Source organism: Pelagibius marinus, from assembly GCF_014925385.1.
In the GTDB taxonomy this organism is placed as follows: Bacteria; Pseudomonadota; Alphaproteobacteria; order Kiloniellales; family Kiloniellaceae; genus Pelagibius; species Pelagibius marinus.
Map to the genome: position 1 here is coordinate 168137 of NZ_JACSDK010000016.1, position 20989 is coordinate 189125.

Below are 20989 nucleotides of genomic sequence, written 5' to 3' on the forward strand. Positions count from 1 at the left end.
GGTGGCCCATGGCTGACCCTCGTTTCTTTAACAATGCCGGGCCCTTCAAGCTGGCTGATCTGGCCGCCATCGCAGAAGCGGAACTGCTGCCCGGCGGTGAGGAGGGTACGCGCAGCTTCACCGACGTTGCGCCGCTGGACACGGCGGGACCGGATGACGTGAGCTTTCTCGACAACCGCCGCTATCTGGGCCAGTTCACCGAAAGCAAAGCCGGAGCCTGCATCGTCGATCCCGAGTTCGCCGAGCGCGCCCCCGAGGGCATGGCCCTGCTGCTCACCAAGCGCCCGTACCGCGGTTACGCCAAGATCGCCCAGGCCTTCTATCCCGTGCCGCCTCCGCACCCCGGCATCCATCCCACAGCGGTGGTCGATCCCGGCGCGCGTATCGGCGAGGGCAGCGAGATCGGCGCCGGCGTAGTGATCGGCGCCGGTGCCGAAATCGGTCGGGGCTGCCGTGTCGAGGCCAACAGCGTGGTGGGCGAGGCGGTGGCCGTCGGCGACGGCACGATCATCGGCCCCAACGTCTCCCTGGCCTACTGCCGCATCGGACGGGCCTGCCAGATTCACGCCGGGGCGCGAATCGGGACCCGCGGCTTCGGCTTCTCCATGGATCCGGAAGGCTTCGTGGACGTGCCGCAACTGGGCCGCGTGCTCATCGAGGACGGGGTCGAAGTCGGGGCCAATTCGACGATCGACCGCGGCGCCGGACCGGACACCGTGATCGGGGCCGGGGCGAAGATTGATAATCTCGTGCAGATCGGGCACAACGTGCGCATCGGGCGCGGTTGCGTGCTCGTCGCTCAGTCGGGGGTGGCCGGCAGCACGGTCCTGCAGGACTTTGTCGCCGTCGCCGCTCAGGCAGGCATCTCCGGCCACCTGAAGGTGGGGGCCGGTGCCCAGATCGGCGCGAAATCCGGGGTCATGCGTGACATTCCCAGTGGGATGACGGTTCTGGGCAGCCCTGCGCGGCCAGTTCGGGAGTTTTTCCGGCTCGTTGCCCTGTGGGAGCGCCAGTTGAAGGCAAGGGGCAAGAAGAAGGATGAATAAAGAAACCTCAGAGCAGGAAGAGATCGGCACGCTGAACGTCCATGACATCATGGCGCTGCTGCCGCACCGCTACCCGTTCCTCATGATCGACCGGGTAGAGGATATCGTCCTCGGTGAGAGCGCGACGGGAATTAAGAACGTCACCATCAATGAGCCCTTTTTCCAGGGACATTTCCCGGAACAGGCGGTGATGCCGGGGGTCCTTCTGGTCGAGGCCATGGCGCAGACCGCGGCGGCCCTGGTGATGTACACCCTGGGTAAGGAAGCTCACGGCAAGCTGGTCTACTTCATGACCATCGACGAAGCGCGCTTCCGCAAGCCTGTGGTGCCCGGCGACACCGTGCGCATCCAGGTCACGCGCATCCAGAACCGCCGCAGCGTCTGGAAGTTCAAGGGCGAAGCCCTTGTCGGCGATGCCCTCGTGGCCAATGCCAGCTATTCCGCCATGATCGTGGGGTACTGATGTCGGAAATTCACCCGACAGCCGTTATCGACCCTGGCGCGAAAATCGCGGACGGCTGCTCCATCGGCCCCTACTGCGTGATCGGTTCCAACGTGACCCTGGGCGAGGGGGTGCGTCTGCACAGCCACGTGGTTATCGACGGGCGCACCACCGTGGGCGCGCGCACGCGCATCTATCCTTTTTCCTCCATCGGCCAGCCGCCACAGGATCTCAAGTACAAGGGCGAGCCTTCGGAGTTGCACATCGGCAATGACAATGTGATCCGCGAGCACGTGACCATGAATCCCGGCACCGAAGGGGGTGGCATGGTCACGGAAGTGGGCGACGGCTGCCTCTTCATGCCGGGCAGTCACGTTGCCCACGACTGTCGTCTGGGCAACAACGTGATCATGGCCAACAACGCCACGCTGGCCGGCCACGTGGTGCTGGAGGACTACGTCATCATGGGTGGCCTTTCCGGCGCCCAGCAGTTCGTGCGCGTCGGGCGCAACGCCATTATCGGCGCCATGGCCGGCGCCAAGAGCGATGTCATTCCCTTCGGTATGGTCATGGGCCGCCCGGGGATACTGGCCGGGCTGAATCTGGTGGGGCTCAAACGCGCCGGCGTCGACAGCAAGGAGATCCAGGCGCTGATGAAGGCCTACGACCATCTCTTCGGCACCGAAGGCACCTTCGCCGAGCGCATCGACGCGGTGGACGATCAGTATGGCGGCCGGGGCACCATCGACGCCCTGGTCGGCTTCCTGCGCGCGGAGACCTCGCGCCCCATCCTGCAGCCGGAAGAAGACTGATGTCCGGGCCGCTCGGTATCGTTGCCGGCGGCGGGTCCCTCCCACGCCGGCTGGTGGAAGTCTGTCAGGCCAACGGCCGTGGCGCTTTCGTCATCGCTATCGAGAACCATACCGACCCGGCCACCGTGGAGGGCGCGGATCACCTCTGGATCCGCATGGGTCAGAGCGAGAAGGCGGTGCAGGCCCTCAAGGGGGCCGGGGTCAAGGACCTGGTCCTGGTCGGCGCCGTCAAGCGGCCGAGCATGACCGAACTGCGCCCCGACCGGAAGACCTTCAAGTTCCTCGCCAAGATCGGCTTCAACAGCCTGGGCGACGACGGCCTGCTGGGGGCCGTGGTGAAGGGCCTGGAGGACGAGGGCTTCACCCTGCGCGGGATCGAGGAATTCGTGCACGACCTGCTGGCCGCCGAGGGCAGCTTCGGCCGCAACCAGCCCGACGAGACCGCCTGGCGCGACATCCGGCGCGGCATCGACGTGGTGCGGGCCATGGGCGCGGCCGACGTCGGCCAGGCCACGGTCATTCAGGACGGCCTGGTCCTCGGCGTCGAGGCGCTGGAGGGAACCGACGCCCTCCTGGCGCGCTGCGGTCCCCTGCGCCGGGCCGGCCCCGGTGGGGTCCTGGTGAAGCTCAGCAAGCCCGGACAGGAACGCCGGGCCGACCTGCCGACCATCGGCGTCAAGACGGTCGAGGGCGCGGCGGCCGCCGGACTGCGCGGCATTGCCGTTGAAGCGGGCGGCACGCTCGTGGTTGATCTGCCCGCCGTCACCTTGGCCGCGGACCGGGCCGGCCTCTTCATTGTCGGCATCAGCCACGAAGCGGCGACCGGCGCCGCCGCCGGATGACCGCGCCCGAATTCGCGGATGTCGGGCAGGAGGAAGGTCCGCTGATCTTTCTCATTGCCGGCGAGCCCTCCGGCGACCTGCTGGGCGCCCGCCTCATGACGGCCCTGCGCGAGGAGACCGGCGGGCGCGTCCGCTTTGCCGGCATCGGCGGCGAGGCCATGACCGCGGCGGGGCTGAAGAGCCGCTTCCCGATCCACGAACTGGCGGTCATGGGGCTCATCGAGGTGCTGCCGCATCTCTTCACCATCCTCAAGCGCATGCGCGAGACCGTCGCCGCGGTGAAGGAGCTGCGCCCCGACGCCGTGGTCACCATCGACTCGCCCAGCTTCACACTGGAGATCGCCGAACGCCTGAAAGGGCAGGGCATCCCGTTGATCCACTATGTCGCCCCGCAGGTCTGGGCCTGGAAGGCGTGGCGCGCCAAATCGGTCGCCCGCTACCTGGATCACCTTCTGGCGCTGCTGCCCTTCGAGCCGCCTTATTTCGAACGCCACGACCTGCCGACCCACTTCGTCGGCCATCCGGCGGTCGAGACCCGATCCGCGGCGCAGACGGGCGCTGCCGCGCAGAGCCCCTGCCTGGCGGTGCTGCCGGGCAGCCGCAAGGGCGAGGTGGCGAAGCTGCTGCCGGTCTTTGCCGAGGTTGTGCGCGCCCTGGCGGCCAGGCACCCGGAGCTCAAGGTGGTGATCCCGACGGTGGAGACGGTCGCCGAAGTGGTGCAGGCGCAGGTGCGGGACTGGCCGCTGCCGGTCACGGTGGTGCGCGGCGCCGAAGCCAAGGAGAAGGCCTTCCGCGAGGCCACGGCGGCCTTGGCGGCCTCCGGCACCGTGGCCCTGGAACTGGGCGTTGCCGGGGTGCCCACGGTGGTGGCCTACCGCTTCGCCGGCATCGTCGGGCTGCTGCCGCCCTCGCTGCTGCGCGTGCCCTTCGTCAGCCTGGTGAATCTCATCGCCGGGCGGGAGGTGCAGCCGGAGTTCCTGCAGCGCCGTTGCCGGGCGGCGGAGATCCTGCCGGCGGTGGAGCGGCTGCTGAGCGATCCGGAGGCCCGTGCCGCCCAGCGCGAGGGCTGCCGCGGCGTGGTCGAGGCGCTGACCCCGCCCGAGGGCAATCCCAGCCGCGCCGCGGCCCGGCGCATCCTGGCCTGCCTGAAGAAGCAGCCTTCGAGCTGACAAAGGAAAAGGGCGCCGCTGCTCTCGCAGGGCGCCCTTTGGTTCGTTCTATGCGGCCGCTCAGCGCTTCTCGAGCGGCACGTAGGCGCGCTCGGTGGCGCCGTGGTAGAGCTGGCGCGGCCGGCTGATGCGCTGCTTGGGATCCTCGATCATCTCGCGCCACTGGGCGACCCAGCCGACGGTGCGGGCGACGGCGAAGAGCACCGTGAACATGGAGGTCGGGAAGCCCATGGCCTTGAGGATGATGCCGGAATAGAAGTCGACGTTGGGGAACAGCTTCCGCTCGACGAAGTAATCGTCCTCCAGGGCGATCTTCTCCAGCTCCATGGCCATTTCAAGCATCGGGTCATTGATGCCCAGCTCGCCCAGCACCTCGTGGCAGGACTTCTGCATCACCTTGGCGCGCGGGTCATAGTTCTTGTAGACCCGGTGGCCAAAGCCCATGAGGCGGAAGGGATCGTCCTTGTCCTTGGCCCGCTTGATGAACTCCGGAATGCGGTCTTTGGAGCCGATCTCGGAGAGCATCTGCAGCACCGCCTCGTTGGCGCCGCCGTGCGCCGGCCCCCAAAGGGAGGCGATACCGGCGGCGATGCAGGCGAAGGGGTTGGCGTTACTGGAACCGGCGATGCGCACCGTCGAGGTTGAGGCGTTCTGTTCGTGGTCGGCATGCAGGATGAAGATCCGATCCATGGCGCGGGCCAGTACCGGGCTGATCTTGTATTCCTCGCAGGGCACCGAGAACATCATGTGCAGGAAGTTCTCGGCATAGTGCAGGTCGTTGCGCGGGTACACGAAGGGCTGGCCGACGGAGTACTTGTAGGCCATGGCGGCGATGGTCGGCATCTTGGCGATCAGGCGGTGCGACGCCACCATGCGCTGATGCGGATCGTTGATGTCCGTGGAGTCATGATAGAAGGCCGACATCGCGCCCACCACGCCGACCATGACGGCCATGGGGTGCGAATCACGCCGGAACCCCCGGAAGAAGTTGTTCATCTGCTCATGCAGCATGGTGTGATAAGTAATTGATTTCTCGAACGCCGTCTTTTCCTTCACGCTCGGGAGTTCGCCATGCAGCAGCAGATAGCAGACATCCATGAAGTCGCTGTGCTCGGCCAGATCCTCGATCAGATAGCCGCGGTGCATGAGGATGCCTACTTCGCCGTCGATGTAGGTGATGTCGGAATCGCAGCTGGCCGTGGAGGTGAAGCCGGGGTCGTAGGTGAACATCCCCGTCTCGGCGTAGAGCTTGCTGACATCGATGGCGCGGGGGCCGACGCTGCCGTCCAAGACCGGGAGTTCCAGGCTCTTCCCGGTGCTGTTGTCCGTCAGGGTCACGGTGGCCCTGTTGGCGATCGGTTTGGCGTCGTTCATAGTCCCATCCCTCAACTTAAAATGCCCCGCAGGCGGGTGCCCAATGTTGGCCGCGAGCATAGAGAATCCGACCGATTCAATCAATTGCCGCGGCGCAACATAGAGCGCTAGGAAGAAGTGCTCTGATCGGCGATCCGGGCCAGGGATTCCTCCCGCCCCAGGATGCTGGCGACCTCAAAGATGCCCGGCGAAACGTTTGATCCACTGAGTGCCGCCCGCAAGGGTTGGGCGACGTCTCCCAGCTTGCAGTCCTCGGCCTCGGCGAAGGCGCGTACCGCCGCTTCGACGGCCGCTTCGTTCCACTCCGGCAACTGGCTCAGGCTGCTGAGTAAACGGCCCAGACGGGCACGCGCTTCAGGCTTGAGGATCTTGTCCGCTTTGGGAGTCAGGCGCAGCGGCCGCTCGATGACGTAAAATACCGCATTTTCAGCGAGTTCGACAAGATTTTTCGCCCGCGCCTTGAGGCCGTCCATGCCGGCTGCGAGGCGCTTTTGGGCCAGTTCCGACAGCGGCCGTTCCAGAGTCTTTTCCAGGCGCGGCACGAGCAGTTCCAGCAGGCGCTCCGAGGCTGCCTCGCGCAGGTAATGGCCGTTGAGGCTCTCCAGCTTGACGAAGTCGAAACGCGCCGCCGACTTGCCGACGCCGTCCAGGTCGAACCATTCGACCGCCTGCTCGGTGGAGATAATCTCGTCGTCGCCGTGGCCCCAGCCGAGACGCAGCAGATAGTTGCGCAGGGCCTCCGGCAGATAGCCCATTTCCCGGTAGGCATCGACGCCCAGGGCACCGTGGCGCTTGGACAGCTTGGCGCCGTCGGGGCCGTGGATCAGCGGGATGTGAGCGAAAAGCGGCGTCTCCCAGTCCAGGGCCCGGTAGAGCTGGGTCTGGCGGAAGGCGTTGGTCAGGTGGTCGTCGCCGCGGATCACGTGGGTGACGCCCATGTCGTGGTCGTCCACCACCACCGAGAGCATGTAGGTCGGGGTGCCGTCGGCGCGCAGCAGGATCATGTCGTCCAGCTGGTTGTTGCGCACTGTAACCTCGCCCTGCACCACGTCGGCGATCACCGACTCTCCCTCCTGGGGCATTTTCAGGCGCACCACCGGGTCGATGCCGGCCGGCGCCTCGGAGGGATCGCGGTCGCGCCAGCGCCCGTCATAGCGCATCGGCCGGCCTTCGGCCCGTGCCTTGGCGCGCATCTCTTCCAGCTCTTCCGGCGAGCAGTAGCAGTGATAGGCGCGGCCCTGGGCCAGCAGGTCGCGCGCCAGCTCCGCGTGCCGCTCGGCCCGGGAGAACTGGTAGACGATTTCCCCGTCATGCTCGAGCCCCAGCCAGTCCAGGCCGTCCAGGATGGCGTCGATGGCCTCCTGGGTGGAGCGTTTGCGGTCGGTGTCCTCGATGCGCAGGCGGAACTCCCCGCCGTGGTGGCGGGCGAAGAGCCAGTTGAAGAGCGCCGTGCGGGCGCCGCCGATGTGGAGGAAGCCGGTGGGCGAGGGCGCAAAGCGCGTCACGACGGTACTGGTGTCGGTGGTCATCACTCAATCGCTTGCTGGAACCAGGGTCTGGGGGCCGGGGGACCGGCGCCGGTCCCCTGGAGATCAGGATGGCGGGGTTTACCACAGCCGGGGGAAGCTCGGCAAACCGCCGATGCTCCTCTTTTGCGCGTGTTCCACTAAATCTATAATCGTGAAAGTAAAAGGGGGATTTGACGGGGGAAACCACCATGCGGGCGCTGCCTGACGGCAGGGAAAGCGGGCAGGACAAGGGCGGGCCGTCGGACCTTGTTCGACTGGCCGGGCGGGCCCGCGACGACCTGCTGGCCGAGCGCGGGCGCTGGCCGCTGTGGGTGCCGGCGCTGCTGGGGTTGGGCGTCTGCTTCTATTTTTGGGGCAAGGCGGAGCCGCCGGTCTGGCTGGGGCCTGCCGCCGCTGCGGTGCCGGGCATCGGTGCCTGGGGCCTGCGCCGCGCACCGGGCCTGAGCCTGGTTCTCCTCGCGCTGTTCACCGTAGCCGCCGGCTTCGCCCTGGCGCAGCTGCGCACCCAGCTCGTGGCCGCGCCGGTGCTGGAGCGGAACTGGGGACCGGCCGCGCTGACGGCGGAACTTCTGGACAGCGAGCCGCGGACGCTGGGCCGGCGGCTCTACCTGCGCCCGCTGGAGATGCCGGGGCTCGCGCAGGAGGATCTGCCGGCACGACTGCGGGTCACCGTGACCGCCCTGGAGACCGCGCCGGCGCCCGGCAGCCTCCTGCGCCTGCGCGCCGCCCTCCGGCCACCGAGCCCGCCCGTGCTGCCCGGTGCCTTCGATTTCGCCCGCCAGGCCTATTTCCAGCGTCTCGGCGGGATCGGTTTTGCCTACGGCACCGCCGAGGTGCTGGCGCCGCCGCAGGATGGCGGCGGGGCTACCGCCGCCTGGCAGCGCTGGTGGGCAGGGCTGCGCCAGACCATCGCCGGACGCGTCGCGGCGCAGCTCGAGGGACAGGCGGGAGCCGTCGCGGTGGCGCTCATCACCGGCCAGCGCGGCGCCATCAGCGAGGCGACCCGCGCCGACATGCGCGTCGCGGGCCTGGCCCACCTGCTGGCGATCTCGGGCCTTCACATGGGCCTGGTCGCGGGCTGCCTGTTCTTCTTCCTGCGCGCCGGCCTGGCCCTGATCCCCGGCCTGGCGCTCTATCACCCGATCAAGAAGTGGGCGGCGGTGGCCGCCGCCGCCGGCGCCTTCGTCTACCTGAACCTGGTGGGCGCCAGCATTCCGGCGCAACGCGCTTTCCTCATGATCGCCGTGGTGCTGCTGGCGGTGCTGCTGGAACGCCGCGCGCTCTCTCTGCGCCTGGTCGCCTGGGCCGCCGTGGTGATCCTCATCGCCGCGCCGGAAAGCCTCATGTCGGCCAGCTTCCAGATGTCCTTTGCCGCCGTCACAGCGCTGATCGCCGCCTACGAGGCCTGGGACGGCCGCCGCCCGCAGTACCGCGAGGCGAGGGGTATGGCAGAGCGGTTGCTGACATACTTCGCCGGCGTTGCGGCGACCTCGGTGATCGCCATTCTCGCCACCGGGCCCTTTGCTGCCTTCCACTTCCAACGCCTGGCCCTATACGGGCTCCTGGCCAATCTGGTGGCGGTGCCGCTGACCGCCTTCTGGATCATGCCCTGGGCCGTCCTGGCCCTGCTGCTCATGCCCTTCGGCGGCGAAGCCCTGGGGCTCGTGCCCATGGGTTGGGGCCTCGAGGTGCTGCTGGGGCTTGCCGGGACCGTGGCCGCCTGGCCGGCGGCCAGCCTGCAGGCGCCGCCCATGCCGGACTGGGGCCTGGGGCTGGTGGCGCTCGGCGGGCTCTGGCTCTGCCTCTGGCAGCGGCCCTGGCGCCGCCTCGGTCTCGCGCTGATCCTGGCCGGGGCGCTCTCCCCGCTGAGCTTCGAGCCGCCGAGTCTGCTGGTCAGCGGCGACGGCCGGCAGGCGGGCCTGCGTGACGTCGAAGGGCGGCTGTGGGTGGGCTGGCCGCGCGGCAGCAGCTTCGTGCTCGACAGCTGGGCGCGGCGGGCCTTCGCGTCGCAGACCTTGCCTTGGCCGGCCCTCGGAGAAGGGAGCGCTGCCGGTATGAGCTGCGATCCCCTCGGCTGCCTCTACCGGGAGAACGGCTGGACACTGGCGGTGCTGCGCGACCCGCGCGCCGCCGCCGACGACTGCCGCCTGGCCGAGGTCGTGGTCAGCTTGGAGCCGCTGCGCCGCCAACCCTGCCGTGGCCCGGCGGTGGTCATCGACCGTTTCGATCTCTGGCGCCAGGGCGCCCAGGCGGTGTGGCTGGGGCCGGAGGGGCCCGTCGTGCGCACCGTGGCCGGGCAGCAGGGCGCACGTCCCTGGTCGCCCTATCCGGCGCGGGCTTTCGGGAATGACTAGAGACGACCAAATGAGCAGCTTTGCTCACAGCGCGAGGCGCGTTGAGGCTGTCGCAATCTACGCGCCGGAGCGCTAAGATGATTGAATTTAATGCTCCCCGTTCCCGCTCTGCGGGAGGACAACGATGGACCAATAGATCTGGAGCACAGTATGAGTGAATTCGCAGATCAGTTGATTGCTCTCAATGTCCCCAGGTCGAGTCTGGAATTTATGGGACTTGTCGCCTGGGTCATCGGCGCCGCCAGCTTTTGCGTATTGGCCGTACTTTGGGTGCTCCTGCCTTTCAACATGGCGCCTGAAGCAAAAAAAACAGGATGATGCTGCTCCCCCTGATCGTGTTTCTCCCGGGGTCTTTTTTCACGCCCAGGGGCACGACGATCCGGTCATGGCTTATACCCGTTATTCTTTTGTTTCTCGGTGCGTGGATTGTGGGGTTCACATTGGCGATGACCCTGCAGCGAATGCCTGCTGCAAGCTAGCGGGCCCAAGTCTTGAGCAACGCCCCGCCGTCGTTTTGGCAGTGGGCCCCGGCCTCGGAGATCCGGATCGCAGCGAGGCCCGGGTTTAGCTCCCGCCCAGGCTGTCCGCCTGGTCCCGACTAGTAGCGCCGCAGCAGACCCACCAGGCGGCCCTGGATGGCGACGCGCTCGGGCGGGAAGATCCGTGTCTCATAGGCCTGGTTGGCCGGCTCCAGGGCGATGGCGCCGCCCTTGCGGCGCAGACGCTTCAGGGTGGCCTCTTCGTTGTCGACCAGGGCGACCACGATGGTGCCGTTCTCGGCGCTCTCGCAGCGCTCGATGATCACCGTATCGCCGTCCAGGATGCCGGCGTCGACCATGGAGTCGCCGTCGACCTCCAGGGCGTAGTGCTCGCCGTTGCCCATGATGGAGGAGGGCACGTCGACGTAGTTGGAATAGTCGCGCAGGGCCTCGATCGGCGTGCCGGCGGCGATCCGGCCATAGAGCGGCAGCTGCATCGCGTCGCTGTCGTTGGCGGCCTGGGCACCGGGGATCGACGAGGAGAACCCGCCCCGGATGACCTTGGGGGCGAAGCCGCCGCGGGCGTCGCCGCCCTGCGGCGGCGTTTCCGCGCCCGTGTCCTCGACCTCGCCGGCCATGTCATTGGGCAGGCGCAGCACCTCCACGGCCCTGGCCCGGTGCGGCAGGCGGCGGATGAAGCCGCGCTCCTCCAGGCCGGTGATCAGCCGGTGGATGCCCGACTTCGACTTCAGCGCCAGCGCATCCTTCATTTCGTCGAAGGACGGGGAGACCCCGTTCTTCTGCAGGTGGCGGTGGATGAAGAGCAAAAGCTCGTGCTGCTTTTTGGTGAGCATGGATCGATTAACCCCAGGGTGTCGTCCTTCGTCATGGAAGCGACACAAAATATGGAACAAAACAAAAACCTGGGCACATGTTCTAGTTTAGTTCTCATTTGCCGTCAAGGGCTATGTCAGGAGGCGGCAGCGGCCCTCGGGGCAGGTCGGCCGAAAAGGGGAACAGGTTCTCCCCGGCCGAAGCGGGGTAGGGAGAATGGCCCGCGCTCCGCGAGGGTTTCGATAGTCGGTCCCTTCCTGGTCGATTATCCTTGCCGCACACTTCCGCCGGAGGGCGCTGTGGAGCCAAAGAGTCCGGTCCAGACACTTATGCGGACGCCGGGTGACATGCCGGCCGATGTCGGGGCTGCGGTCATAGACGAAGAAGCTCCGGCGGCTCGGTTTGGGATCAAGGCCAGGCTCTACGCGGCGCTGATGATCCTGGCGGCGCTGACGGTGCTGACGGGCGTGGTCGCCTGGTCGATCTTCCACCACATGCACCGGTCCCTGACGCAGGTCGCCCACGAGCATATACTCGTCATGGTGGCCGCTGTGGACCTGTCGGATCTCGGAAGCGAGATCTCCAGTTCCGCGGCAGCCCTCATCGCGAGTTCCACCGGCGAGGAGCGGGCCCGCGAGAGAGCGACATTGCGACAGCTGGAACAGACCTTCGCCGCCCATGTCGCCGCTTTGCAGGAGCACGCCGTCGCCAATACGGCTGCCGCCGGGATCGCCGCCATCGGCACCCGCTTCTCGGAACATTTCACCGAAATAGAAGCGATCACCGATCGGCGTCTGGAGCTCCAGGTAGACCGCAACGAGGCGGCGGCACGGCTGACCGATTTGCATGACGATCTGCTGCATGCGTCAGACCGGCATCTTGAAGAAGTGACGCGCCACGCGACAGCGGCAGGCGAGGGGCCGGCGGGTCTGATCGACCTGCTCGAGCTCCAAAGCGAGGCCGAACACGCGGTCGGTCTGCTCAACGAGGCTTTGGCGGCTCTCGATGCCGAACGACTGAATGCCTTGCGCGCCGAATTCGACGCCGCCATCTCTGCCGCTCATGCGGCTGCAACCCGGCACGCAGAGGCGACTGGGGAGGCCGGCCTGTTCTCGGCAACGACGACGATCACCGGCTTGGACGCTGAGCGCGAAGGGTTTTTTGCCCTCAGGCAAAGCGAACTCGCTGCTAGAGCCGAAACACTGGCACTCTTCGATTCCATTCGCGCGCAGGAAGCCGAGCTCAACATGGCGGTTGCCAATCTCGTCGCCGGAGTCCATGAGACGAGCGATGAGGTCGCTGAGCGCGCCGAGTTGATGATCGGTTGGGGCGAGAAAGTAACGGCCTCCCTGACGATCGCCAGCGCCCTCTTCGCCCTGGCCGTGATGTTTGTCTATGTGCGCCGGCACATCCTGCACCCGATCGGGGAAATCACGGGCGCGATGACCCGGCTCGCCGGCGGCGACACCACGGTCGACATTCCGTTTCGCACACGTCGCGATGAACTGGGCCACATGGCCAAGGCGCTGGGCGTATTCCGCGACACCGCCATCGAGGTGCAGGAGTCCAACTTGCGCGAAATCCGCACCGCGCGGCGCCGCCTCTCGGACGCCATCGAGAGCATCTCGGAGGCCTTCTCGCTCTACGACGCCGAGGACCGGCTGGTCATCTGCAACGAGAAGTACCGCACCCTGCTGTATCCCGGCATGGCGGATGAGATCGTGACCGGCACCGACTTCGGCGCCATCATCCGCCGGGCGGTCGAGCGTGGCATGATCCGCGACGCCGCGAACTGCGAGGAGGAGTGGATTGCCGACCGCCTCGCGCGCCACCGCGATCCCGGCGAGCCGCACATGCAGCAGCGCGGCGACGGGCGCTGGATCATGGTCAGTGAGCGCCGCACCCAGGAGGGCGGCATCGTGGCGGTCTACTCCGACATCACCGACCTCAAGGAACGCGAGCAGGCCCTGGCCGACAAGTCGGCGGCGCTTGAGCGACTCTCGGCTCAGCTCTCCAAGTACCTCTCGCCGCAGGTCTACGAGTCCATCTTCACCGGCCGCCAGGAGGTGCGGATCGCCAGCCAGCGCAAAAAGCTGACGGTTTTTCTCTCCGACATTGCGGACTTCACCGAGACCTGCGACCGCATGGAATCGGAAGAACTCACGGCACTCCTCAACCACTACCTGACGGAGATGTCGCGGATTGCGATGGACCATGGCGCCACCGTCGACAAGTACATCGGCGATGCCATCCTGGCCTTCTTCGGCGATCCGGAGAGCCGGGGCACTCGTGAGGACGCCCTGGCCTGCGTGCGCATGGCGCAGGCGATGCAAGCGCGCATGGACGAGCTTCGTGAACTGTGGCGCGGCTCCGGCATCGGCCGGCCGCTGCGCACGCGCATGGGCATCAGCACGGGTTATTGCACGGTGGGCAACTTCGGCAGCGACGACCGCCTCGACTACACGATCATCGGCGGTCCCGTGAACCTCGCAAGCCGGCTGGAGAGCGCAGCGGAGCCCGGCGACATCCTCCTCGCTTACGAAACCTATGCCCTGGTGCAGGACACGATCCCCTGCGAAGAGCTGCCCTCCGTGACGGTCAAAGGACTCGCCTATCCGGTCACACCTTACCGGGTGCTTCGTGATGACGGCCGGTACCGCGCCGGCACCGGCCGGATTGCGGAAACGACCGAGAGCATGAGCCTCGACCTCGACCCCGATTCAATGTCCGAGGAGGAGAGAGCCCGCGCGGCAGCCCTGCTCAAGGCGGCGCTGGAGCGGGTTCAGCGCCGCAGCTAGAGGCCGGGCAGGAGGTCCGGGAAGGACAGCACCTCGACGAGCTCGCCCTCGGCGGCGGCGGGGGCGTGGGGGGCGCGCACGATGAGGCCGTCGGCGGCGGCCAGCAGCGCCAGCATGGAGGAGTCCTGGCGGCCGTAGGGCGTTACCGTGCGGCGGCCGTCGCCGTTCTCGGCGATGGTGGCGCGCAGGTAGTCCTGGCGCTGGTCGTTGGGCCCGAGGTCGCCCCCCAGCACCATCTGCTGCAGCGGATGGGGCGGCAGGTCGAGGCCCAGCAGCGCGTTCAGCGCCGGGCGGGCGTAGAGCAGGGAGCAGACCACGGCGGAGACCGGGTTGCCGGGCAGCCCGATCATCGGCGTGCCGCCCAGCTGGCCGAACATCAGCGGCTTGCCCGGACGCATGGCGATGCGCCAGAAGTCGAGCTCCAGGCCCTGCTTGCCCAGCACCTTCTGCACCAGGTCGTGCTCGCCCACCGAGGCGCCGCCGGCGGTCAGCAGCAGGTCGGCCCCCTTGGCGCCGGCGGCCAGGGCGGCCAGCTGTTCTTCCTTGTCCGGGGCGATACCGAGCTGGACCGGCTCGCCGCCGCAGGCCCGCACGAAGGCGGCCAGGGCAAAGCCGTTGGAGCTGACGATCTGGCTCGGGCCCATCGGCTCGCCGGGCATCACCACCTCGTCGCCGGTGGCCAGGATGGCGACGCGCGGGCGGCGGCGCACCTGCACCCAGGGAAGATTCATGGCGGCGATGAGGCCGACGTCTCGCACACCGAGGAGGCGTCCGGCGCGCGGGCCCGGATCGCCCTCGGCGAAGTCGAGCCCGGCGGGACGGACGTAGTTGCCGGGCTTGCAGGACTCCTGCACCGTGACCTCACCGTTGCCGGCCTCGGTATCCTCCTGGATGATGATGGAATCGGCGCCCGTGGGCAGGGGCGCGCCGGTGAAGATGCGCACCGCCTCGCCGGCGCCCATCTCGCCCTCGAAGAGCCCGCCGGCCGGGACGGCGCCTATGACCTTCAGCGTCACCGGCACGCTGGCCACGTCGGCGGCGCGCACCGCGTAGCCGTCCATGGCCGAGACCGCGTGCGGCGGCTGCGTCACCCGGGAGCGCACGTCGGCGGCCAGCACCCGGCCGAAGGCTTCCGCGATGCTCACCGTCTCGGCGGGCAGGGGGGCGAAGTTCTTGAGGATACGGTCCAGCGCCTCGGCGACGGAGATCATCTAGGAAGCCTCATAGGTACCGGACTTGCCGCCGGCCTTGTGGATCAGGCGCACCTCGGTGATGCGCATGCCGCGGTCGACCGCCTTGCACATGTCGTAGACCGTGAGCGCCGCGACGCTGACGGCGGTGAGCGCTTCCATTTCGACGCCGGTGCGGCCCTTCAGCTTGCAGGTGGCGGTGATGTCGACGGCATTGCGCGCCTCGTCCAGCGTGAGGTCGACCTTCACCGAGGTCAGCGCCAGCGGATGACAGAGCGGGATCAGATCCGGCGTGCGCTTGGCGCCCATGATGCCGGCCAGCCGCGCCACCGACAGCACGTCGCCCTTCTTCACGCCGCCCTCGCGGATCATCGCCAGGGTTTCCGGCTGCATGATCACCGATCCCCGGGCGGTGGCGCTGCGCTCGGTCACGTCCTTGTCGGAGACATCGACCATGACGGCCTTGCCCTCGGCATCGAAGTGGGTGAAGTCGGCCATCGCGCGTTCCTAAGCCGCCCCGTGGATGCTTTGGGGCGCTTCGCCCTGCACCAGCTCGGCGGTAGCGGCGGCAACGTCGTCCTGGCGCATGAGGGATTCGCCGATCAGGAAGGCGCGCGCGCCGACGTTGGTCATGCGCGCCAGGTCGGCCGGCTCGTAGAGCCCGCTCTCGGCGACCAGCAGGCGGTCCTTCGGTACCCGCGGCGCCAGCTCCTCGGTGGTCTTCAGGTCGACCGCCAGGGTTTTGAGGTTGCGGTTGTTGATGCCGACCAGCGGCGACTTCAGTTTCAGCGCACGGTCCAGTTCTTCGCCGTCGTGGACCTCGACCAGCACGTCCATGCCGAGCTCGAGCGCCAGGGCCTCCAGTTCCGCCGCCTGGGAGTCCTCCAGGGCGGCCATGATCAGCAGGATGCAGTCGGCGCCCAGGGCGCGGGATTCGACGATCTGGTAGGGATCGAGCATGAAGTCCTTGCGCAGGCAGGGCAGGGGCACGGCGTCGCGCGCCATGACCAGAAAGCCGTCGGCGCCCTGGAAATAGGGCTCGTCGGTCAGCACCGAGAGGCAGGCGGCGCCGCCCGCCAGATAGGCCTCGGCCAGGCGCGGCGGATCGAAGTCGGCGCGGATCAGGCCCTTGCTGGGCGAGGCCTTCTTGATCTCGCAGATGAGGGCATTGGCACCACTCGCGGCCTTGGCTTCCAGGGCGGCGCGGAAGCCGCGCGGGGCCGAAGCGGCGGCGGCGCGCTCTTCCAGCACCTCCAGCGGCGTCACGGCCTTGCGCGCGGCGATCCAGTCGCGCTTGTCGGTGCAAATCTTCTGCAAGACGTCGCTCATGCCGGCACCGTCTCGTTGGTGATGCGCACCAGGCGGTTCAGGGTTTCCAGGGCGCGGCCGGAATCGATGGCCTCGGCGGCCATGTCGGCGCCCGCCTTCAGGTCGCCGACTTTGCCCGCAACGATCAGCGCCGCGGCGCTGCCCAACAGCACGATGTCGCGGTAGGCACTCGGCTTGCCCTCCAACAGATCGCGCAGGGCCGCCGCGTTGTGCTCCCGGTCGCCGCCGACGATATCTTCCAGCTTCGCTGTCGGCAGGCCGGCATCGGCCGGCGTGATCTCGAAGGTGGCGATCTTGCCGTCCTTCAGTTCGGCAACCTGGGTCGGGCCCAGGGTCGAGACCTCGTCCATGCCGCCGGCGCCGTGCACCACCCAGGCGCGCTCGTGGCCCAGGTCGCGCAGCACTTCGGCCAGCGGTTCGATCCAGGCGCCGTCGAACACGCCGATCAGCTGGCGCTTCACCTTGGCCGGGTTGGAGAGGGGGCCCAGCAGGTTGAAGATCGTCCGCGTGCCCAGTTCGACGCGCGCCGGGCCGACGTGGCGCATGGCGCTGTGATGGCGCTGCGCCATAAGGAAGCAGGTGCCGGCCTCGACCAGGGCGCGCTCGACCAGAGCGAAGTCGGCCTCGATGTTGACGCCCAGCGCCTCCAGCACGTCGCTGGCGCCGCTCTTGGAAGAGGCGGCGCGGTTGCCGTGCTTGGCGACCGGCACGCCACAGGCGGCGACCACGAACTGGCTGGCGGTGGAGATGTTGTAGCTGCCGGTCTTGTCGCCGCCGGTGCCGCAGATGTCGATGGCACCTTCCGGACGCTTCACGGTGGTCATCTTGGAGCGCATCACCGTGGCGGCGCCGGTGATCTCCTCGACCGTCTCGCCACGCACGCGCAGCGCCATGAGGAAGCCGCCCATCTGCGCCGGGGTGGCGTTGCCGGACATCATGATGTCGAAGGCCTGCTCGGCTTCGTCACGGGCCAGGCTGGCGCCGGTCGCGACCTTGCCGATCAGGCCCTTAAGATCGGGCATGTCGCCGCTCATCTGCCGGATCTCCGCGTTTAAGCCGCCGCGGCCGGGTCGGCGAGAGTGAGGAAGTTGCGCAGCAGGGCGTGGCCGTGCTCGGAGGCGATGCTCTCCGGATGGAACTGCACGCCGTAGATCGGCAGCGTCCTGTGCTGCAGGCCCATGATGACGCCGTCGTCGGCGGTGGCCGTGATCTCCAGCTGGTCGCTGGGGAAGCTCGCCGGATCGATGGTCAGGGAGTGATAGCGCGTGGCCGTCAGCGGAGAGGGCAGCCCGGCGAAGACGCCTTTGCCCTCGTGGGTCACCTGGCTCAGCTTGCCGTGCATCGGCTCTGGCGCGCGCACCACCTTGCCGCCGAAGTGCTGGCCGATGGCCTGATGACCCAGGCAAACGCCGAACAGCGGCACCTTGCCGGCAGCGGCCGCGATCAGTTCCAGGCAGACGCCCGCCTTGTCGGGATCGCAGGGACCCGGCGAGATGACGATACCCTGCGGCTGCAGGGCCAGGGCCTCCGCCGCGTCGATCTTGTCGTTGCGGCGCACCTCGACCTTCGCCCCCAATTCCCCCAGGAAGTGGAAGAGGTTGTAGGTGAAGCTGTCGTAGTTATCGATTAGCAGAAACATTTCAGATGCTTGCGCCGCGCTTTTCAGTCTTGATTTCGCCTCTTGGTTTCCTCTTATAACAGGCCGGCGGGCGCTACGGAAAGCGGGCAAATCGCCGCTGACGGCCCTGGTCAAGGACTTGGCTTGACCTTACAGTTACTAGAAGGTTGAATCTCCACCAAATCGCCTCAGCCAGGGAGCAGATTCATGAACATCGGCACCGCCGCAGCACATTCCGGGGTCCCGGCCAAGACCATCCGCTACTACGAGTCCGTGGGCCTGATCCAGCCCGCCGACCGTACGGCTTCGGGCTATCGGGTCTACGGCGAGCAGGACGTGGAGACCCTGCGCTTCGTGCAGCGGGCGCGCAGCCTCGGGTTCTCGGTGGAGGATGTGGGCAGCCTGCTGGCCCTGTGGCGCGACCGCAGCCGCACCAGCGCCGAAGTGAAGGCCCTGGCCCGGCACCGGGTCGAGGACATCGACCGCAAGATCACCGAGCTGACCGAGATGCGCGAGACCTTGCTGCACCTGATGGAACGCTGCAAAGGCGACGAACGTCCGGAGTGCCCGATCCTCCAGGGTCTCGCCGGCAAGACGGCCTGAGCGGCCGGCCACCCGGCACCGCCTCGAGCAGCAGGGTGCGGTCTCCACCGCAAGGCTCTAATGGCCAGGTTTCCGCCTCAGCTTCGTTAACCAACGCGTGCTAGGCTCCGCCCGCCATGAAGAAGGGCGATTCGCATAAGAAGCGGCGGCGGCGCAAGCCGAGCGGCGAGACGCTGTGGAACACGGCCGCCGTGGCCGGGCTGCTGCTCATCGGCCTGCTGCTGGGCGGGATCCTAGGTATCTTCCTCGATCGCCAGGGCCTTCTGGGCATGCCGCCGGCGCCGCAGAGCGCCCTGCGTGAAGTCCCGGCACCCCCGGCGCCCAAGCCGCCGCATCCCGACCCCCGCGTCGTGACCGCCGCGCCCGAAATCGACCGTGAGGCCCTGGAAGCCCAGTACCACGAGGTGCTGCGCGCCGAGCGGGAGGGCAGGACGCCGGAAGCGGTGGGCAATACTCCCAGCGGCTGGCAGGGCGATGCCGCGCAGCGGCAGGCGGCCTTGCCGCCGATCCCCGTGCCCGACCGCGGCCTGGCCGGCCCCCCCCTGTGGCAGCAGCATGCCGTGGCCGTGGCGCCGGCGCAGGGCCGGCCGATGATCGCCATCGTCCTTGACGACGTGGGGGTCAACCGGCGCGGCGCTCAGAAAGCTGTCGCCCTGCCGGGGCCGCTGACCCTCTCTTTCATGACCTACGCCCGCGACCTGCCGCAGATGACGGCCAAGGCGCGGGAGGCCGGTCATGAACTGATGCTGCACGTTCCCATGGAGCCGCGCAGCACCGAGATGGACCCGGGGCCCAACGTGCTGCGCGAGGATATCCCGCGCGCCGAGCTGCTGCAGCGTCTCACCTGGGGCCTGGCGCGCTTCGACGGCTACGTCGGCATCAACAACCACATGGGCAGCCGTTTCACCGCCTCGCCAGAGGGCATGGCCCTGGTCATGGGCGAGTTGAAGGCGCGCGGCCTGCTGTTCCTCGACTCCGTGACCGCCGCCAATTCAATCGCCGGGCAAGTGGCGGCAAAGGCCGAGGTGCCCTATGCGGTGCGCGACGTCTTCCTGGACAACGAGCCCGACGACCTCGCGGCGATCCACCGCCAGCTTGCGATCCTGGAACAGCAGGCGCGGGAGCGAGGCTATGCTGTCGGCATCGGCCATCCCCACGACGGCACTGTGGCGGCGCTTCAGGAGTGGATTCCGCAGATGCAGGAGCGCGGCTTCGCCCTGGTGCCGATCTCGGCCATCGTGCGCCACCGCCAACGGCTGGCGGCGCGGCAGACCGCCGGCGCCGGCTAGAGCCCTTCCAGTTCTTCCTGAAACGTCTCGGGCGCCGGGTCTTCGTGTCCGAGCCACGCCAGCGCCTCCGGCAGATCGCGAAAGCACCTGACGTAGATGATCGCATCTTCCAATTCCATAATGGCCCGGAACAATTTCATGATTCCTTCGTTCGGCGTAGGGGGCGCGAGCAAGGCGACACGAAACAGGGGGGCTCCGTCCGTGTCGGGAAGGGAACCGCCGAAGGAGTTTGCGACAACCTCGTCTTTCACGGCGAGTACCGTGGAGAAATTGGCGTCCGAAAGATCCAGGCCATATTGCAGGAAGATGAGGCGATCCATCCCGGGATTGAAATCCGGCTCTCTGGCGTTTCGTTGGATCGTCTCAATAACGTCCGACATGGTCACCCTACCGCTCAGGGCCGCGACGAAGAGCTGGGCGTCCTTCAAAATCCGCGTGCTGATAGCCATAGGTAGCTTGCGCCTCGCCGTGCCTTCTTTCGCAGGCAGAACAGCTGCCCGGTGGTTTTCGTCGGATCTGCCCGGCGTTCAGGATGGGGCAGTTCCGAGAAAGCTGGCAAACAAATGGCGAGACCCGCACTGCCGTCAGCGGCCCGCCCAGAGAGCTGGACAAACCTGGCACTGCGGCTCAGCAAAAGCAGAACGCCCCACACCGGGTAACCGATGTGGGGCGCTTTGGACGTCTCAAGAAATCGAGACGTGTCTCAGGAGGGTTCCGGCCAGGTGAACTCGGGACGCAGGCCCTCGTAGACAGGGCGGCCGTCGCTCGGCTTCGGCTCACCGGTCGCCGGATCATAGAAGGCGTGGTAGGTGGCCGGCAGGCTCGCCGCGTCGTAGCCCATGAGGTTCGGCACGATCACGCGGATGCGGTTCTGCTTGTCATCCAGCATGATCGGGCTACCGCAGGTGGCGCAGGTGCACAGCTCCAGCGGGCCGTCGGGGTTATTTGCGTTGAACGGCTGCCGGTTCAGCCCGTCGGGATTGTCGACGGCGACGTCACCGTGCCTGAAGAACACCACATGGGTCGTGTCTTGACCGGTAACACTCTTGCAGACAGAGCAATGGCAGGTGTGGTTGTCGATCGGTTCAGCGTCCGAGTGGGTGTGCACATGGTCGCACCCTCCGGAATACTTGTGGGACATGATCTCCTCCCTATTTCAGTCGTTGGACCATTTTTTGGCCGCGGGAGTTCGCTCGGAATCCCCCACGCATAGGATGCTCTTGCCCGCATACATCACGTCAAACGCGCCGATGTCGGCGAACAGACTGCTGGACTTCCGTT

At 67.5% G+C, this 20989-nt stretch carries 20 protein-coding genes; 10 read left to right on the forward strand and 10 right to left on the reverse strand.

Translation table 11 applies throughout. The annotated features are described in order from the left end of the window. Positions 1-8: 8 nt before the first annotated feature. From lpxD to lpxB, 5 genes are read left to right on the forward strand one after another with little or no spacing between them, the layout of a single operon-like run. Positions 9-1046, forward strand: a complete 1038-nt coding sequence (lpxD, locus tag H7X47_RS20315; RefSeq protein WP_193370574.1) for a UDP-3-O-(3-hydroxymyristoyl)glucosamine N-acyltransferase — start codon at positions 9-11, stop codon at positions 1044-1046. Then, entirely contained in the window at positions 1039-1509 is a 471-nt protein-coding gene (gene fabZ, locus H7X47_RS20320; protein WP_193370575.1) for a 3-hydroxyacyl-ACP dehydratase FabZ, read from the forward strand. The genes lpxD and fabZ overlap by 8 nt, the downstream gene beginning before the upstream one ends. Beyond that, a complete protein-coding gene (gene lpxA, locus H7X47_RS20325) occupies positions 1509-2300 on the forward strand; it encodes an acyl-ACP--UDP-N-acetylglucosamine O-acyltransferase (RefSeq protein WP_193370576.1) in 792 nt (263 codons plus the stop codon). The genes fabZ and lpxA overlap by 1 nt, the downstream gene beginning before the upstream one ends. Then, entirely contained in the window at positions 2300-3142 is an 843-nt protein-coding gene (locus H7X47_RS20330) for an LpxI family protein (RefSeq protein ID WP_193370577.1), read from the forward strand. Before lpxA ends, H7X47_RS20330 begins: the two co-directional genes overlap by 1 nt. Then, on the forward strand, positions 3139-4311 hold the full coding sequence (gene lpxB, locus H7X47_RS20335; protein WP_193370578.1) for a lipid-A-disaccharide synthase: 1173 nt from the start codon (positions 3139-3141) through the stop codon (positions 4309-4311). Before H7X47_RS20330 ends, lpxB begins: the two co-directional genes overlap by 4 nt. A 60-nt stretch (positions 4312-4371) precedes the next feature. Here the strand turns inward: lpxB and H7X47_RS20340 are convergent, their stop codons facing one another. After that, a complete protein-coding gene (locus tag H7X47_RS20340; protein WP_193370579.1) occupies positions 4372-5685 on the reverse strand; it encodes a citrate synthase in 1314 nt (437 codons plus the stop codon). Between the two features lie 107 nt (positions 5686-5792). Beyond that, positions 5793-7214 carry a glutamate--tRNA ligase gene (gene gltX, locus H7X47_RS20345; RefSeq protein WP_193370580.1) on the reverse strand — a complete coding sequence of 474 codons (1422 nt, stop codon included), beginning with the start codon at positions 7212-7214 and terminating at the stop codon, positions 5793-5795. A 188-nt stretch (positions 7215-7402) separates the two neighbouring features. Here gltX and H7X47_RS20350 point away from each other — a divergent pair, with 188 nt between their 5' ends. Continuing rightward, positions 7403-9568 (forward strand): ComEC/Rec2 family competence protein, encoded by a 2166-nt coding sequence (locus H7X47_RS20350; RefSeq protein ID WP_193370581.1) that lies wholly within the window; start codon positions 7403-7405, stop codon positions 9566-9568. A gap of 150 nt (positions 9569-9718) precedes the next feature. Next, entirely contained in the window at positions 9719-9886 is a 168-nt protein-coding gene (locus H7X47_RS20355; protein ID WP_193370582.1) for a hypothetical protein, read from the forward strand. A 280-nt stretch (positions 9887-10166) separates the two neighbouring features. On the opposite strand, the gene lexA is transcribed toward H7X47_RS20355, so the two are convergent. Continuing rightward, positions 10167-10901 carry a transcriptional repressor LexA gene (gene lexA / locus H7X47_RS20360; RefSeq protein WP_193370583.1) on the reverse strand — a complete coding sequence of 245 codons (735 nt, stop codon included), beginning with the start codon at positions 10899-10901 and terminating at the stop codon, positions 10167-10169. Between the two features lie 327 nt (positions 10902-11228). Between lexA and H7X47_RS20365 the strand changes: the two genes are divergently transcribed. After that, positions 11229-13679, forward strand: a complete 2451-nt coding sequence (locus H7X47_RS20365) for a PAS-domain containing protein (RefSeq protein ID WP_193370584.1) — start codon at positions 11229-11231, stop codon at positions 13677-13679. On the opposite strand, the gene H7X47_RS20370 is transcribed toward H7X47_RS20365, so the two are convergent. Genes H7X47_RS20370 through H7X47_RS20390 form a run of 5 tightly spaced genes read right to left on the reverse strand, consistent with a single transcriptional unit; the run spans position 13676 to position 17837 of the window. Next, the gene (locus H7X47_RS20370; protein ID WP_193370585.1) at positions 13676-14890 is read right to left on the reverse strand and encodes a molybdopterin molybdotransferase MoeA; all 1215 of its coding nucleotides are present in this window, start codon (positions 14888-14890) and stop codon (positions 13676-13678) included. The genes H7X47_RS20365 and H7X47_RS20370 overlap by 4 nt on opposite strands. Then, a complete protein-coding gene (moaC, locus tag H7X47_RS20375) occupies positions 14891-15367 on the reverse strand; it encodes a cyclic pyranopterin monophosphate synthase MoaC (RefSeq protein ID WP_193370586.1) in 477 nt (158 codons plus the stop codon). Between the two features lie 9 nt (positions 15368-15376). Next, positions 15377-16198, reverse strand: coding sequence for an indole-3-glycerol phosphate synthase TrpC (trpC, locus tag H7X47_RS20380; RefSeq protein ID WP_193370587.1), 822 nt, complete (start codon positions 16196-16198; stop codon positions 15377-15379). Next, positions 16195-17232 (reverse strand): anthranilate phosphoribosyltransferase, encoded by a 1038-nt coding sequence (gene trpD, locus H7X47_RS20385; RefSeq protein WP_193370588.1) that lies wholly within the window; start codon positions 17230-17232, stop codon positions 16195-16197. The genes trpC and trpD overlap by 4 nt, the downstream gene beginning before the upstream one ends. A gap of 17 nt (positions 17233-17249) precedes the next feature. Beyond that, positions 17250-17837, reverse strand: coding sequence for an anthranilate synthase component II (locus H7X47_RS20390; protein ID WP_193370589.1), 588 nt, complete (start codon positions 17835-17837; stop codon positions 17250-17252). A 186-nt stretch (positions 17838-18023) separates the two neighbouring features. Here H7X47_RS20390 and cueR point away from each other — a divergent pair, with 186 nt between their 5' ends. Next, a complete protein-coding gene (gene cueR, locus H7X47_RS20395; RefSeq protein WP_193370590.1) occupies positions 18024-18419 on the forward strand; it encodes a Cu(I)-responsive transcriptional regulator in 396 nt (131 codons plus the stop codon). Between the two features lie 116 nt (positions 18420-18535). Beyond that, positions 18536-19708: a divergent polysaccharide deacetylase family protein gene (locus H7X47_RS20400; protein WP_193370591.1), complete on the forward strand. Its 1173-nt coding sequence runs from the start codon at positions 18536-18538 to the stop codon at positions 19706-19708. Here H7X47_RS20400 and H7X47_RS20405 read toward each other — a convergent pair. Beyond that, entirely contained in the window at positions 19705-20157 is a 453-nt protein-coding gene (locus H7X47_RS20405; protein WP_193370592.1) for a hypothetical protein, read from the reverse strand. The genes H7X47_RS20400 and H7X47_RS20405 overlap by 4 nt on opposite strands. 254 nt (positions 20158-20411) lie before the next feature. Next, positions 20412-20849 carry a GFA family protein gene (locus H7X47_RS20410; protein ID WP_193370593.1) on the reverse strand — a complete coding sequence of 146 codons (438 nt, stop codon included), beginning with the start codon at positions 20847-20849 and terminating at the stop codon, positions 20412-20414. Between the last annotated feature and the right edge of the window lie 140 nt (positions 20850-20989).

Coding starts and splice junctions, on each gene's coding strand:
- lpxD (WP_193370574.1), top strand. CDS start 9: ATGGCTGACCCTCGTTTCTTTAACAATGCCGGGCCCTTCAAGCTGGCT.
- fabZ (WP_193370575.1), top strand. CDS start 1,039: ATGAATAAAGAAACCTCAGAGCAGGAAGAGATCGGCACGCTGAACGTC.
- lpxA (WP_193370576.1), top strand. CDS start 1,509: ATGTCGGAAATTCACCCGACAGCCGTTATCGACCCTGGCGCGAAAATC.
- H7X47_RS20330 (WP_193370577.1), top strand. CDS start 2,300: ATGTCCGGGCCGCTCGGTATCGTTGCCGGCGGCGGGTCCCTCCCACGC.
- lpxB (WP_193370578.1), top strand. CDS start 3,139: ATGACCGCGCCCGAATTCGCGGATGTCGGGCAGGAGGAAGGTCCGCTG.
- H7X47_RS20340 (WP_193370579.1), bottom strand. CDS start 5,685: ATGAACGACGCCAAACCGATCGCCAACAGGGCCACCGTGACCCTGACG.
- gltX (WP_193370580.1), bottom strand. CDS start 7,214: ATGACCACCGACACCAGTACCGTCGTGACGCGCTTTGCGCCCTCGCCC.
- H7X47_RS20350 (WP_193370581.1), top strand. CDS start 7,403: ATGCGGGCGCTGCCTGACGGCAGGGAAAGCGGGCAGGACAAGGGCGGG.
- H7X47_RS20355 (WP_193370582.1), top strand. CDS start 9,719: ATGAGTGAATTCGCAGATCAGTTGATTGCTCTCAATGTCCCCAGGTCG.
- lexA (WP_193370583.1), bottom strand. CDS start 10,901: ATGCTCACCAAAAAGCAGCACGAGCTTTTGCTCTTCATCCACCGCCAC.
- H7X47_RS20365 (WP_193370584.1), top strand. CDS start 11,229: ATGCCGGCCGATGTCGGGGCTGCGGTCATAGACGAAGAAGCTCCGGCG.
- H7X47_RS20370 (WP_193370585.1), bottom strand. CDS start 14,890: ATGATCTCCGTCGCCGAGGCGCTGGACCGTATCCTCAAGAACTTCGCC.
- moaC (WP_193370586.1), bottom strand. CDS start 15,367: ATGGCCGACTTCACCCACTTCGATGCCGAGGGCAAGGCCGTCATGGTC.
- trpC (WP_193370587.1), bottom strand. CDS start 16,198: ATGAGCGACGTCTTGCAGAAGATTTGCACCGACAAGCGCGACTGGATC.
- trpD (WP_193370588.1), bottom strand. CDS start 17,232: ATGAGCGGCGACATGCCCGATCTTAAGGGCCTGATCGGCAAGGTCGCG.
- H7X47_RS20390 (WP_193370589.1), bottom strand. CDS start 17,837: ATGTTTCTGCTAATCGATAACTACGACAGCTTCACCTACAACCTCTTC.
- cueR (WP_193370590.1), top strand. CDS start 18,024: ATGAACATCGGCACCGCCGCAGCACATTCCGGGGTCCCGGCCAAGACC.
- H7X47_RS20400 (WP_193370591.1), top strand. CDS start 18,536: ATGAAGAAGGGCGATTCGCATAAGAAGCGGCGGCGGCGCAAGCCGAGC.
- H7X47_RS20405 (WP_193370592.1), bottom strand. CDS start 20,157: ATGGCTATCAGCACGCGGATTTTGAAGGACGCCCAGCTCTTCGTCGCG.
- H7X47_RS20410 (WP_193370593.1), bottom strand. CDS start 20,849: ATGTCCCACAAGTATTCCGGAGGGTGCGACCATGTGCACACCCACTCG.